Source organism: Leptotrichia hofstadii (genome assembly GCF_007990525.1).
Taxonomy (GTDB): Bacteria; Fusobacteriota; Fusobacteriia; order Fusobacteriales; family Leptotrichiaceae; genus Leptotrichia; species Leptotrichia hofstadii.
The window spans coordinates 1815590-1829570 of sequence record NZ_AP019823.1 but is presented as its reverse complement, the minus strand read 5'-3'; the positions used below and the strand labels follow the sequence as shown (position 1 = coordinate 1829570).

General features: G+C 28.3%; 13 protein-coding genes and 1 pseudogene. 10 read left to right on the top strand and 4 right to left on the bottom strand.

The features are described 5' to 3' along the window. Positions 1-23: 23 nt before the first annotated feature. The 3 genes from FVE77_RS08755 (at position 24) to FVE77_RS08745 (ending at position 4230) form a co-directional block, all read left to right on the top strand. Positions 24-971: a toxin-antitoxin system YwqK family antitoxin gene (locus tag FVE77_RS08755; RefSeq protein WP_026747057.1), complete on the top strand. Its 948-nt coding sequence runs from the start codon at positions 24-26 to the stop codon at positions 969-971. 188 nt (positions 972-1159) lie between these two features. Continuing rightward, on the top strand, positions 1160-3325 hold the full coding sequence (locus tag FVE77_RS08750; protein WP_026747058.1) for a hypothetical protein: 2166 nt from the start codon (positions 1160-1162) through the stop codon (positions 3323-3325). Between the two features lie 23 nt (positions 3326-3348). Continuing rightward, entirely contained in the window at positions 3349-4230 is an 882-nt protein-coding gene (locus FVE77_RS08745; RefSeq protein WP_026747059.1) for a hypothetical protein, read from the top strand. 293 nt (positions 4231-4523) lie between these two features. On the opposite strand, the gene FVE77_RS08740 is transcribed toward FVE77_RS08745, so the two are convergent. Then, a complete protein-coding gene (locus FVE77_RS08740; RefSeq protein WP_026747060.1) occupies positions 4524-5036 on the bottom strand; it encodes a hypothetical protein in 513 nt (170 codons plus the stop codon). A 282-nt stretch (positions 5037-5318) separates the two neighbouring features. On the opposite strand from FVE77_RS08740, the gene FVE77_RS08735 reads away from it, so the two are divergent. Beyond that, entirely contained in the window at positions 5319-5516 is a 198-nt protein-coding gene (locus tag FVE77_RS08735; RefSeq protein ID WP_015769847.1) for a cold-shock protein, read from the top strand. Positions 5517-5840: 324 nt separating this feature from the next. After that, a complete protein-coding gene (locus FVE77_RS08730; RefSeq protein WP_026747061.1) occupies positions 5841-6698 on the top strand; it encodes a histidinol-phosphatase HisJ family protein in 858 nt (285 codons plus the stop codon). Positions 6699-6780: 82 nt separating this feature from the next. Here FVE77_RS08730 and FVE77_RS08725 read toward each other — a convergent pair whose 3' ends face one another. Continuing rightward, positions 6781-7533, bottom strand: coding sequence for a hypothetical protein (locus tag FVE77_RS08725; RefSeq protein ID WP_026747062.1), 753 nt, complete (start codon positions 7531-7533; stop codon positions 6781-6783). 149 nt (positions 7534-7682) lie between these two features. Here FVE77_RS08725 and FVE77_RS08720 point away from each other — a divergent pair, with 149 nt between their 5' ends. The 4 genes and pseudogenes from FVE77_RS08720 (at position 7683) to rlmD (ending at position 10917) form a co-directional block, all read left to right on the top strand. Beyond that, a complete protein-coding gene (locus FVE77_RS08720) occupies positions 7683-7910 on the top strand; it encodes a DUF6290 family protein (protein WP_026747063.1) in 228 nt (75 codons plus the stop codon). Between the two features lie 112 nt (positions 7911-8022). Then, positions 8023-8166 (top strand): annotated as a pseudogene (locus FVE77_RS13015) (type II toxin-antitoxin system RelE family toxin); the annotation flags it as partial. Between the two features lie 128 nt (positions 8167-8294). Continuing rightward, positions 8295-9443 carry a pyridoxal phosphate-dependent aminotransferase gene (locus FVE77_RS08710; RefSeq protein WP_026747064.1) on the top strand — a complete coding sequence of 383 codons (1149 nt, stop codon included), beginning with the start codon at positions 8295-8297 and terminating at the stop codon, positions 9441-9443. 31 nt (positions 9444-9474) lie between these two features. Then, a complete protein-coding gene (gene rlmD / locus FVE77_RS08705; RefSeq protein WP_026747065.1) occupies positions 9475-10917 on the top strand; it encodes a 23S rRNA (uracil(1939)-C(5))-methyltransferase RlmD in 1443 nt (480 codons plus the stop codon). A gap of 75 nt (positions 10918-10992) precedes the next feature. Here rlmD and FVE77_RS08700 read toward each other — a convergent pair whose 3' ends face one another. Beyond that, positions 10993-11754, bottom strand: coding sequence for a tyrosine-type recombinase/integrase (locus FVE77_RS08700; RefSeq protein WP_026747066.1), 762 nt, complete (start codon positions 11752-11754; stop codon positions 10993-10995). A 125-nt stretch (positions 11755-11879) separates the two neighbouring features. Next, positions 11880-12104 carry a helix-turn-helix domain-containing protein gene (locus FVE77_RS13105; RefSeq protein WP_081690349.1) on the bottom strand — a complete coding sequence of 75 codons (225 nt, stop codon included), beginning with the start codon at positions 12102-12104 and terminating at the stop codon, positions 11880-11882. A 179-nt stretch (positions 12105-12283) separates the two neighbouring features. Here FVE77_RS13105 and FVE77_RS08690 point away from each other — a divergent pair, with 179 nt between their 5' ends. After that, positions 12284-13951, top strand: a complete 1668-nt coding sequence (locus FVE77_RS08690) for an AAA family ATPase (protein ID WP_026747067.1) — start codon at positions 12284-12286, stop codon at positions 13949-13951. Positions 13952-13981 lie beyond the last annotated feature (30 nt).

The following is a 13981-nucleotide window of genomic DNA, read 5'->3' as shown; positions in this document are numbered from 1 at the left end:
AATATAATGAAGGAGATGGATTTGTGAAATTAAAAGATAGAGTTATAAAAAATATAATAATAACTTGTTTCGTACTTTTTAATATATCCTGTATGGCAGATAATAAAATTGATAAAAAATATCAAAAAATAATTTCAGATATAAAAGAATTTGAGAAAAAAGGGAAATTTATTGGATATTTTGATGATTCTTGTAATATTACAAAAGGAAAAGAAAGAGCAAAATATTACAGAGTTTTACATGAAAAAAATAATGGAATATATTTAATTACTCAACATGATTTAGACGGAACATTAAATGAAATATATCAGGCAACAGATGAATATGATTGTTGGGGAAGAGATGATAATTCGTACAATAGGAGAGAAGGAAAAACTATTTCTTTTTTTCAAAATGGTACAAAACTTCGAGAAGCAAATTATAGAAATGGAAAACTTGAAGGAAAGGAATACTGGTATAATGAGAATGGTAAAATATATTGGATATTAGAATATAAAAATAATATTCAAAATGGAAAGGAAATACGATATTTTGATAATGGAGAAACTGAGGTAAAAGAGAATTTTAAGAATGGAAAAAGAAATGGAGAAGGAAAGTATTATTATGAGAATGGGAAATTGGCAACTGTAACAAATTATTTGGATGGAATTGTTCATGGTAAAAATATTACTTACTATAAGAATGGCAGAATAAGTTCGGAAACTATGTATAAAAACGGCAAGATTGAAGGAAAATGGGTGGATTACAATAATGATGGCTCGGTAAGAGATCAAGGAGAAATAATTAATGGGAATGGAAAATTTAGAACATATTTTGAGAATGGGAAACTACACTCAGAAACATTTTATAAGGACGGTAAAAAGAAAAAATATATTGAGTATTATCAAAATGGCAAGGTAAAAGGATCTTTGATATTTCATAATAATGGAGATATAGAAGGGGAAGGAGAGGATGTTTATTATACAGAATGAGAAGAAATATATTGACAAAAATTCAATTATAGTGTATTATTATAATAATTAAAAATAAATTAAAAATAAAAGAAAGGGGAAAATAAAGTTATTTGAAAAATTGTATAAAATTAATTTAAACGGATTGTAAAAAGTTGATTTACAGTAATTAATTTTTATATGATATTAAGAATAACTTTAAAAAGAAAATGGGGAATAAGAATGTTATAAATCAGACTAATCGAACTATTTTATTTGAGGAAATTAATCCAGAGAAAATGGATATTTTAACGCTTATCAATGATACGAGGGATATGGATTCGCTGGATGATGAGAATGTTATTGAGATTAACAGGCATCTTTTGGTTGGGAGCTTTGAGGAGTTTCTGGAAAAATTTGATCCAAAGGTGTACAGTTATTTTGATGCAGAGAGTCAGAGCATTAAGTATATTTTGAAAAAGCCGGAGGGAGTGCCTGAGGATCTTGTGACAGAAATTAAGATTAATAATGGGAATACGTTTTTTAAGATGCTTAGTACTTTGATTGAGGCTAGAAAGTCACAAGGTAACAGGAATGTGGATTTTAAGTTTGAAAATATTTTGGAGTTAATTTCGCCGAAAAAGGTTATCGAGGATATTAAGCAGACGAGAAAAGAGATTGCGTATATTTATCAGAAATACGAAGAACTGGATGATGAGAATCCTAAAAAATTGGAGTTAGGAGATAAACTTAATTCAAAGTTTGAAGAAGCTTCAGAAAATTACAGCAATGTGCTTGGAATGTTGCCACTTGCGATTGAAGATATAAAAACTCGGCTTTTAATTGGAAATGATACGAATAATTTTAAGTCAGAGAAAATAAAGCTTGGAATGCTTCAAGTGGGAGAAAAAGGGGAGCTTGAAGTAATTGAGTATAAGCAGGAAAATCAGACGGCTCTTGCAATGATTGAAGAGAAAAATACGACGGCTCTAGTTGAGGCTTTTAGGGATGACTATGAAAATGTGACAGATGAGCCGAATAAATATATTAGCGATTTGGTTGTCAGAACATTTGTGCCACTTGCAAAGACATTTGTGGATGTTGATCCTGAGCAGGAAGTTGAAAATTATAATAATTATTTGGCATTTTATAAATCGGCACAGGAGGATTTTATAAAAATTGCAAAACCTCTAATTGAAAAAATATTGGGCGTGAAAATGTTTTTTGAGCAGTATGATGTGAGAATGGGGCTTATGAAACCAACGCTTTTGATTACAAATGTAAAGCCTGAAATGATTGTAAAGGCTGGAAATAAGGATAAATTGAAAGCATTTTTGAACACAACTAATGAAAAGAACGACTTTGACAATACAGTATGGTTTGGAATTTATCCAAATGTTGATTTGGAGATGAAAAAATCTGAGAAAAAAGTTCGTGAAAGATTTATGGGGAGCAAAAAAGATGAGAAAACTGAGAAAAATACAGTTGACGTTTTGACAAATTTAATGACTGTACTGGCAGAATACAGAGTTCAAGTATTTTTTAATTTTGAAGGAAAGTCTGAAACTTCGTTTGACAATCTAGCTACAATGGGTGTGGATAAATATATTGAAAAGACCCAAATGTTGGAAAATCAAAAATATTCTGAATATTTAATACCAGTAATTCCTAATTTTACTATAATTCCAAAGGATAAATCAGGTGTTATGCTGGATTATAAAATGAAATTTGAAGAAGAAACAGGGGTATCACTTTCAAAAGAACAGGAAGATTTGTTAAAATTCTGGATAGAAGGTGTGTATGTTGATGCGGCTTATGTGGCGGCTGGGATAATTGGTGCCACACAATGTCCAAATTATTTAAAGGAAAGGTTTGCAAACGTATCGCCGCAATATCCGGGAGTACGTTTTGACATTGAGGAAAAAGACAATTCTTATCATGCAAAAACAACAATGTCTAAGGAAATATCAGGATTTACAAATACAATAAAGGATAGAATAAATCAATTTAACTATGGATTTGTATTTTCATCAGATAATGCAAATGTGGCACGTGAAAAAATACGGAATATAGTTGTGTATAAAGCAAGAACTTTGTTAAAAAATCTGGATGGAGGCTATGAACCGCTTTATAAGACGCTTACAACGACGTATATTGAAAGAACGTTAAGATTTACAACGACAGACTTCAAGGAAGATAAGTTAAATATGTTTTTCAGTACAAATCCTGAAAGTCAGAAATCAGTCTGGTTAAAAGATACAAAATTTGTAAATGGAATTATGCAAAAAGGGGATGACTTATCCCATATAATTGATGTGGATAATGGTATTTGCCAGTTAAATATAACTTTTGCAGGAAATTTGAAAAATTTACAAGTTGAAATTAATAAAAATTAGTAAGATAAAAAAATGGGGGAAAGATGATTGAGAATAAATATCCAATATTTGGGCATGGGCAGGTGATAAGTAAGCAGGCGCTTGATTTATTGAGGGATAATCCTGTAGAATTGACAGAACTGTTATATCTGGATAGAAAAGACGGGATAATTTCGGGATTTAATCTTGTTACAGATGCAGAAAGCAAACAAGTGACAGTAACAAAAGGAATTGTGAAATATGGTGGTAAAGTTTTTTGGATGAATGAAGATTACAAATTTGATATGCCTGAGATTGAGAATAGATATATTTTGAAATTAAATCTATTTTCAGATTTTCAGAAAAGAAAATTTTATGTTAGAAGTGCAGATTTTTCGTTAGAAATTTTAAATAATGGAGAAAATGTTGAAATAAAAAATGAAAATGATGTTGAAACTGGATTTGATTTATACAATCAATTAGAAATAAATTATGAAAATGTTGAAAATACTGGGAGAAAAAAAATCGGAGAAATTGAAATAACGAGGTTTATTACAAGAGTTGGAGCAGAACTTAGAAATGATTACAATAGCTTTAAAGATTTAAGGCGTGATTTTAATTTGCTGGAACTGATAAATACAAAATATTCTTCAAAACATGAATTAGGAACACTTCATCCTAAAATTTTAGAATTGTTTGGAAAAGAGGCCTCTAAAAAAACAAATTTAGATATTTTTGATGTAAATTTTTATGTAAATTGTTTAAATGGAAGTGTGGAAAGAGATGTTATAATTGCTTATATTAATTTAAAATTGGAGATGGAACAGAAAACTTATAGTAATGAAGAGCTTTATCAATATCTAGTTAAAATTTTGGATAATTTGGGAAAAGATAGGGAAATTATTCAGAAAAAGAGAGTTGTTCCAAGGAAAATAACTATTGAATAAAAAGTTAAATTTTACAAGTGTAATTTTAATTTCAAAAGATGTAGTTAGATAACTAAATGAAACACTAAAGCTTATAAAAAAGTTTACAATACTTTTCTATAGTAAAACTGTTTTAAAACTTAACTTAGAAGTTATGATTATTTTACTAAAACCCTAAATTTATATAATTTTTAGTAGTTAAATTTTAAATAGGTTTGAGTATAATTCTAAAAAATGAATATAAAAAACACTCAGACAGTTAAATATATAATTTACCTGCTTGAGTGTATTTCTAAAAATTAATTTTAATGGAATTAATCGACTGTGAATATAAATTGATTTCCAGAATATAAGCCTAATTTATTCTTGTTTAGCTTAAATGTGTATGTACCATCAGTTAGGCTGTCGTTCTTTTCATTAAAAGTCAGATTTTTCGTATCTGCTTGTATTCCATTTTCAGATTCACCTTTGTAAGTTATTTTATATTGGTTATTTTCTTTAGAAAAGACTAGAATTCTATCTTCCATTGGGATTTCTTTACCAATAAGTTTGTCTACATGCTGTAAAGTATGGCTAGTTTTTACTTCTTCAGGTTTTACTTGAGAAGGAGGCTGATTATTAGCGTTTTCGTCAATAGTTTCAGAAGATTCTACAACTGGCTGTGCTTCCTTTGGGTTAGACTGAGTATTATTAGTTGTAGCATCAACACTTTGCTGTTCAATTTGAATTTCATCCTGATCTTCATTTTGAACCGCTTCTTTTTTTCCACAGCTCATTATTGCTAATATTGCAAATGTACTGATTAACATTTGTTTTTTTAAATTCATAAATTACCACGTCCTTTTCAGTTTATTCTTAATACATATTTTATATTGTTTTTGGATAAATTACAAGGGTTGTAATGATAAATATTTGTTAAAAATTATACTTAACAAATATTTTATAATATTTGCTTAAAACAAATTAAAATTTTGAAAAAAAGGGCTATGATTTTTTGAAAAAGTGTGGTATAATAATTGCAGATAACCAAAAGCAAGTAAGTGTAACAAAAAATATATATTTGTAACAGTAACAGTTGTTTGAGGTATAAAATTTTAGGAGGTAATACTTTGTTAGGTAAAGTAAAATGGTTTAACGACAAAAAAGGATTCGGATTTATTTCAGGAGAAGATGGAAATGATTATTTCTTGCATTTCTCAAAAATCAATAAAGAAGGATTCAAAACAGTTAATGAAGGTGAAGAAGTAAGCTTTGATGTAGAAGAAGGACCAAAAGGACCTCAAGCAACAAATGTAATTTCTCAATAATCGATTAATTAATTTTTTGTTTAAAGAAAGGCTGTTTCAAAATGATAAATTTTGGAATGGCTTTTTCCTTTATATGTGATTTTATTTTAAAATATAATAAAATTCTTTAAATATGGACTTATACTAAATCCCATTATAAAAATAAAAACTATATTAAGGATAAAAAATTTTAATTTTTTACTAAATATAGTATGTAATTCAAAATTTATTAAACATTCGCTATTTAAACTGAGAATAGTATTAAAAATTACAATTGGCCAATTAAACTTAACTGTATAAGTTCAAAATTAAAGAAATTAATTGTATAGAAAGAGAGGAAATATTATGTTAGTGGATTATCACATGCATTTTGAATACGGGAGTTATGATGAGGATTATGTAAATCCGTTTTTTGAAAAGGCAAAGGAAATGGGGCTTTTTGAAATAGGAATAACGGAACATACTCATGGCTTTAAGGAATTTAAGGATTTGTATTATAATGAGCTGATTTTGGATGAGAGTGAAACTGGGAAGTTTCAGAAAAAATGGCTTGAGCAGAAAACAAAATTTGTGCATACATTGGATGAATACAGAGATTTTATAGATAAATTGAAATCAAAGGGATATCCAGTAAAGTTTGGGATTGAAGTGTGTAATTTTAAAAATCAGGAGAAAGTTAAGGAAATATTGTCTAAATATGATTTTGATTATCTGATTGTTTCAATACATTTTATTAAGGGCTGGGGATTTGATTTTAGTGCTTTGAAGCATAAATTTACAGATGAGAATTTGGTGCAGATTTGGAAAGATTATGCAAAAGAGATTGAGGATGTGGCAAATACAGGAATGTATGATATTTTAGGGCATCCGTTTAACTTGAGATTGTTTAAAAATATTCCAGAAAAAAAAGATGTTGATAACTTACTTGAAAGTACTGCTAAATGCTTGAAAAAAAATAACATGGTTGTGGATATAAACACAGGAACGTTTTATCGTTATCCAATCAAAGAAATTACTCCGTACAGAGATTTTATGGAGTATGTGAAAAAATACGATATTCCTGTGATTTTGTCAAGTGATTCACATTATTCTGAGCATGTTGGAATGAAAATAAAGGAAGCTGGGGAATATGCAAAGGAATTTGGCATTACTGAAATGGTAACTTTTGATAAGAGAAAGAGAAAAATGGTTGAGATAGGTTAAAAATTTTATTAAGCGGAATTAGTAAAAAATAAAAAATAGGGATTGCCTCAGAATGCGAGATAATCCCTTTAATTTTATTATATTAATTTTTTCTTTTCTTAATATCTTCCCAATCTAATGTAGTAGAAAATTCTTTCATAAATGCAATCAGAATTCCTAAAAATAATCCTAAGAATAATGAACCAGCTATAACCAGCTTTTTATTTAATGCAGGTTTTGTTACAGAATTTACGTATTTAACAACTGGATTTGAGTCATTTTTTAATAGACGGTAATATGCTAATCTTGATACTAATGTGTCTGTTAATGAATCTTTTGTAGTTCGCACATCAATGTTTTGTGTTAAAAAGTTGTATTGCTGTTCCAATAATTTTATTTGTGTATCCAAAAAATTATTTTTTCTTTCAAGTAGATAGCCTTGTGCAAGTATTGGATACTCTTTTGCAAAATTTTCTCCTTCAACCTTGTTATTTGTAGTAAATTTTACTTTTACTGTTGGATCATTATTTTCTGACTGCGCTGTTAATCTTGTTGTCATTTCCTTAAAGAATTTATCCTCTGGCAAATTCACATTTCTTAAAGTTTTTGAATTTTTTTTCAAGTATGAGTAAAAGTCAAAGGAATTTAGTGAAAATTGTGAGTTTTCTCCAATTTCAGTAAGTACTTTATCATTTCCATAAAGTGTAATGTCTGATTTAAAGGATTTGTTCACAAAGACAAAAGCTGTAGAAAGTATTACGACTATTATTGTGGTTAAAGCAATTAAAGTTTTATTTTTATAAATAATCTTGATTATCATATTAGCATCAATTATTTGTTGATTTTTATTATCCATTTTATTTCCTTTCAAATTAAATTTATATCTTAATTCTATCAAAAAAAGTGTAAAATGACAATGGAAAATTTAAAAAAATGTAATTGAAAATGATTTTTTTGTATGTTATAATAAAATAAAAAATCATATCAAGAATTGGGGGAGTAAAAATGATTTACACAATAGAAATACCATCAGACATGCAAAAAGAGTTTAGCAAGATTGCTTCTGAAAACGGAAAAAGTGAAAATGAGTTTATTCTTGAACTGATAAGGGAGCAAATCGAGGATTATGAAGATGCGATTGCATTGGATAAAGCTATTGAGGAAAGTACAGGAGATTTTGTTTCATTAGATGATGTAATAAGGGAATTGGGGCTAGAAAATGAGTTATTATAATGTTGAAATGACAGAAAAAGCAAAGAAGCAATTATTGAAAATGGATTCTAGAACACAAATGTTTATTTTAAATTATTTGAAAAATACAATAGAGTAACTAGAGAATCCACGTAGTCAAGGAAAACTATTACAAGGAAAATATAAAGGCTCGTGGAGATACAGAGTAGGGAATTATAGACTTTTAGCTATAATTAATGACAAAAAAGTATTAATACATGTCTTTGAAATTGGGCATAGAAGAGAAGTGTACAGGTAAAAAATTAAAGGTTATCTTGGAAAGCGGGGTAGCCTTTTTTATTGGAAATAAAAATTATAAAATAAACTGAAAATATGATATAATTGGTTATAAATCTGAAAATATAAAGTAAGAAAGAAGGTTTTTAAATGTATATAAATCCAATTATTGAAGGAATTGAAATTTCTGATATTAGAAAAATTCATGAAAGATTAGTAAATTATAAAAATGTGATAAATATGACAATTGGGGAGCCTGATATTGATGTTCCACAAGAAGTGAAGGAAGCTGTGGCTTATCATGCTTTAAATAGCAGAATAAAATATTCTCCTGTGGGAGGGATGCCTGAATTAAGAGAAAAGATTGCCAAATATTATAACGAGAATTTTTCAGGAAACTATAACGCTCAAAATGTTTTGGTGACAGTCGGTTCTACGGAAGGGCTTGCTTCAGTTTTAAAAACGATTTTGGCAAAAGATGATGAAGTGATTATTCCGACACCTGCATATGTGGGATATGAGCCATTAATTACTATTTCTGAGGCAAAAACTAAATTTGTTGACTTGGAAGAAAATAATTTTGTTTTGACAAAAGAAATTTTAGAAAAAAATATTACTGATAAGACTAAACTAATAATTCTGACATATCCGAATAATCCATCTGGAATTACGCTTGAAGAAGAAGAAATGGTTAAAATTGTGAAATTTTTGAAAGATAAAAATATTTACTTGATAAGTGATGAAATTTATGCGGCAATTACTTTTGAAAAATTTACTTCCTTTGCAAAATTTTCTGATGAATTGAAGGAACAGCTCATTATAATTAATGGATTTTCAAAATCGCATTCAATGACAGGTTACAGACTAGGTTACATTATTGCCGATGAAAAATTACAGAACCAAGTGAAAAAAGTTAGCCAGTACAATGTAACAAGTGCATCAACATTGTCACAATATGGAGCAATTGCAGCTCTTGACAAATGTTCTGATACAGCGAAAATTTCTGAAATTTATAAAAAAAGAGTGGAATATTTTGTAAATAGACTAGAAAAATTAGGTTTTGAATGCTTAAAACCTAAAGGGGCATTTTATGTTTTTGCAACTTATAAGAATATTGAAAAATTTAAAAATATGAAATCATTTGATTTTGTGCTTGATTTACTGGAAAAAACAGAACTTGCGATTGTGCCTGGAATTACATTTCAAGTGGAGGAGTATGTGAGATTTTCGATTGTGCATGATATTCCAGTATTGGAAGAGGCTGTAAAGAGGTTGGAAGAGTATATAAAAGAGAAGTAAAAATGATAATTTAAAAAAATTGGAGAAATTGATGGAAAAAACGGAAAAGAAAAGTTTGAAAAAAGGGGACTTGCTACAGTTAAAAATTACGAATCTTGATACTAAGGGCAGAGCCTACGGATTTTTTGATGAAAATAAAATTTATGTGAATATTAATGCTGCAGAAAATCAAGTTGTTGAGGGAATTTTTGTAAAAAGACGAAGGAAGTATGAGCTGATACATTGTAAAATTATTGACTTTGCTGGAAGGCAAAATGTGATATATGATGATATTGCAAGACAAAATGGAGGCTGTAACTATCAGTATTACACCTATGATGAGCAGCTTGAAATAAAGGCGGGGCATATAAAAAAGGAATTAGACAGGATTATTAAGTATGACTATATTTTTGAAGAGCCTGTCAGAAGTGTAAAGCCTGATAAATATAGAAACAAGATGGAATTTAGCTTTGGAAATGCTACAAAAGGAGGGCCTATAATTTTAGGGCTTCATAAGCAGAACAGTTTTCACGATATTGTAGAAGTTGATGGGTTAAAATTAATGGATGATAATTTTAATAAAATTTATGTTTTTTGTAATGAATTTTGTAAAAAGACAGGTTTTGATTTTTATCATAGGCTAGATCATATAGGTTTTTTTAGAAATCTTGTAATTAGAAAAGCAGAATTCACAAAACAGATTTTGGTAAATATTGTAACAACGACACAAATTAGTGAAATAGAAAAGGAAAAATTTCAAAAAGAGTTTAAGGAAGGATTGTTAGCCTTAAATTTGGATGATGATTTTAAAATTATTGGAATTTTACACACATTTAATGATAATTTTTCAGATATGGTTATTTCTGAAAGCGAAACGATTTTGTATGGAGAACGTGATTTGACAGAGGAGATTTTTGGATTAAAATTTAAAATCAGTCCATACAGCTTTTTCCAGACAAATTCCCAGACAGTCGAAAAATTATACGGAAAAGTCTTAACATACCTTGAAGAAATTGAAAATATTAAAATTGATGAAGCAACAATTTTTGATTTATTCAGCGGTACCGGTACAATTGGACAAATTGTTTCAAAAAAGTCAAAGCAGGTTTATGGAATCGAATTAGTGCCAGAAGCGGTAGAAAAGGCTAATGAAAATGCAAAATTAAATAATATTCAGAATGCACATTTTATCGCAGGAGATGTTTTTGCAAAATTAGATGAATTTGATAATAACGGAATCAAGCCAGATATTTTAATTTTGGATCCGCCACGTGCTGGTGTAGGTGAAAAAACTATCACAAAGCTGGTAAAATACAATACTAAAAATATAATTTATGTGTCTTGTAATCCAAAAACTTTGATGACAGATCTGATAAAGTTTGGAGAATTTGGATACAGGCTGGTTAGGTGTTCGGTGGTGGATATGTTTCCGGTTACACCTCATATTGAGGTAGTAGGATTATTATATAAATCCGATTTTAAAAGGATTTATTAAGGTTTGTGGTTTGAAATAAATTGAGAAAAACGGAAATAAAACTGGGCTACTGGTAACAAATTGGTAACAAATAAATTAGTCACCATAGTCCAGTTTTTTTACTTCAATTAATAAATCTTGAGGACTATAATGAGTGTAAACTCCATCAGTAACGTCTAATGATTTATGTCCTACTATTCGTTTAATTTTACTTTCCATAACATTTAATTTTTTGAATTCTGTAATAAATGTATGACGACAAGCATGTCTATTATTAGTAAAGTTTAATAAATTTCGAAATTCAATAAAATTATTTACAAAAGTAACTTCTGAAAAGGCTTTTTTAGACTTAGTTTGTGAAAATAAAAAATCCTTATTAGGAAATTCATTATAATAGAAAATAATTAAATCTTTTATTTTAGGATGTATTGGAATAATTCTATCTTTTCCTGCTTCTGTTTTTATCCCTCTAATCATATAATTTTCATTTAAAAAAATATTTTCTTTTTTAATGCTTCTGATTTCTCTGGATCGCATACCAGTATACAACATTATTAAAGTCATATCTGCTATTTTTTTTAACTTATTTGTACAATTATTTTCATTAGAATATTTTCTAATTTTTTTAATGGTTTTAATATCAATAACTTTAACAGGTCTAGTTACAGATTTTTTCTGGCTAATTTCCAATAATTCAGAAATATCTTTATCAACTATATTATTTTTCATAGCCATTTTGTATATTTTGTTCAATAAAGTTTTTAAATATTTTGATGTTCCTTTAACAGGAACTGAGATAGCTTGTTGTAACTCATGATATGTCAACGCTCTTATAGGTTTATTTTTTAAATGTGACAAATATAAGTTATAGGATTTATAGTATCTCTCATGAGATCTTTTTGTAACTTCAGCTTGTTTTTTTTCATACTATATTTTCCATAAATCATTTAATGTAGTATTTTTCTCATCGATATTAAATGGCATTATTTTATACTTGGCAAGAGCAATTTCAGCAAAGGCGTAGGCATCTGTGTTACAGAGTTTCTTTTGAGTTTCCTTGAAATAGTGGACAGATTTTTTTCAAGCATCTTTGCTATGAAGCGGATAGACTTGCCTTCATTTCTGTAAGCCTGAATTTGTCCTCTGTTATAAGGAGTTAAATGTTTGTAGTGGCATTTCTTTGAAATTGTGTTATAATTATTAAGCATAGTAAGAATGATCCTTTCTAGTTTTGTGAGAGATATTAGTATATCATTTTTACTATGTTTTTTTTATATGTTTTAGGTGTTGCCCTTTTCTTTTTTTTGTTGTATACTGTAGTATGTTTTATTGTTTCTTTTTTTTTAGATTTAATCGTTTTTTGTTTACTAAGAAAGGAAAAGAATTTATGAATAAAAAGGCAGCTCCAGTAGGTGTGGAAAACTTTGAAAGGATAATAAAAGATGGATATTATTATGTGGATAAATCATTATTAATAGAAAAAATGATTGAAAATAGAACTCCTGTAACACTTTTTACAAGACCAAGAAGATTTGGGAAAACGCTTAATATGTCAATGCTTAAATATTTTTTTGATGTTGAGAACAAAAAAGAAAACAGAAAACTTTTTGAAAATTTAAAAATATCTAATAGTAAATATATGAGTGAACAAGGGAAATATCCTGTAATATTTATTTCATTAAAGGATTTGAAGGAGAATAGTTGGGAAGAATGTCTTGAAAGCCTTAAGGATATTATGTATAAAGTTTTTAATGAATATGAATTTTTAAAAGAAAAATTAAATTTCGTTGAAAAAAGACAATTTGATAAAATTTGGGAAATGACAGGTAACGAAAAAAATTTTAAAACTTCTCTTTTGGATTTGTCAAAATATTTAAATAAATATTACAGTAAAAAAGTAATAGTTTTGATAGATGAATATGATTCTCCAATAATAAATGCTTTTGATAAAGGCTATTACAATGAAGCAATAGAATTTTTTCAAGTATTTTATAGTTCTGCATTAAAGACAAATGATTCATTGAAATATGGCATTCTTACGGGAATAACAAGGATTATAAAGGAAGGAATTTTTTCAGGATTAAACAATCTTTATGTGAATACTGTACTTAGTAAAAATTATGCAGAATACTTTGGGCTTTTGGAAAGCGAAGTAATTGAAATGCTTGATTACTTTAATATGAAATATAAAATTGAAGAAGTGAGAAGCTGGTACAACGGCTATCTTTTTGGAAATGAGCAAATATACAATCCATGGTCTATTGTCAATTATTTAAGAGAAAAGGAAATAAAATCATACTGGGCAAATGTTTCTGGAAATACACTTTTAGAAAATATGCTTGATAACGCTGGAGAAAGTGTTTATGCTGATTTAAAGAAATTTACTGATGGGCAAAGTGTTGAAAAATATATTTCGGATGGAACTACAATAAAAAGCCTTTTGAGCAGTAATGATGAAATTTGGCAGTTATTTTTATACAGCGGGTATTTGACAAAAGCTGAAAAGCAAAGGGAAATAGATGTAACATCAGATTATACAAATGTTTATAATTTGAAAATACCAAACAGGGAAATAAGAAGCTATTTTGGAAGTCTGTTTCTTAACAGATTTTTTGGAACGGAAGTGAAAACAAATATTCTAATAAAAGCACTTGAAAATGAAGATATTAAAAAATTTGAGAAAACATTAGGTGAAATAATGATAAATATGTTAAGCCATTTTGACTTGGATAGTGAAATGGAGAAAATTTATCAGGTGTTTATGATAGGGCTTGTCGGCTTTCTAATGGGAAGGTATGAAATTATTTCAAATAATGAAAGTGGTCATGGAAGATATGATTTAGCGATGATACCGATAAAAAGCAATGAGAAAGCATATCTTATGGAATTTAAAATATCGAAAACTGAAAAGGGAATGAGTGCAAAGGCAGAAGAGGCTTTGAAGCAAATAGATGAGAAAAAGTATGATACAAGGTTGAAGGCTAGAGGAATAAAGAATATTTTGAAGATAGGGATAGCGTTTTATGGTAAAAGCGTGAAGGTTGTCAGTAAATAAAAGTTAGAAATTAAAATCAAATTTCAAAAA

Excerpts from the sequence above, each read along its gene's own strand:
- FVE77_RS08750 (WP_026747058.1), top strand. The coding sequence starts at position 1,160 with ATGGGGAATAAGAATGTTATAAATCAGACTAATCGAACTATTTTATTT.
- FVE77_RS08745 (WP_026747059.1), top strand. The coding sequence starts at position 3,349 with ATGATTGAGAATAAATATCCAATATTTGGGCATGGGCAGGTGATAAGT.
- FVE77_RS08740 (WP_026747060.1), bottom strand. The coding sequence starts at position 5,036 with ATGAATTTAAAAAAACAAATGTTAATCAGTACATTTGCAATATTAGCA.
- FVE77_RS08730 (WP_026747061.1), top strand. The coding sequence starts at position 5,841 with ATGTTAGTGGATTATCACATGCATTTTGAATACGGGAGTTATGATGAG.
- FVE77_RS08725 (WP_026747062.1), bottom strand. The coding sequence starts at position 7,533 with ATGGATAATAAAAATCAACAAATAATTGATGCTAATATGATAATCAAG.
- FVE77_RS08720 (WP_026747063.1), top strand. The coding sequence starts at position 7,683 with ATGATTTACACAATAGAAATACCATCAGACATGCAAAAAGAGTTTAGC.
- FVE77_RS08710 (WP_026747064.1), top strand. The coding sequence starts at position 8,295 with ATGTATATAAATCCAATTATTGAAGGAATTGAAATTTCTGATATTAGA.
- rlmD (WP_026747065.1), top strand. The coding sequence starts at position 9,475 with ATGGAAAAAACGGAAAAGAAAAGTTTGAAAAAAGGGGACTTGCTACAG.
- FVE77_RS13105 (WP_081690349.1), bottom strand. The coding sequence starts at position 12,104 with ATGCTTAATAATTATAACACAATTTCAAAGAAATGCCACTACAAACAT.
- FVE77_RS08690 (WP_026747067.1), top strand. The coding sequence starts at position 12,284 with ATGAATAAAAAGGCAGCTCCAGTAGGTGTGGAAAACTTTGAAAGGATA.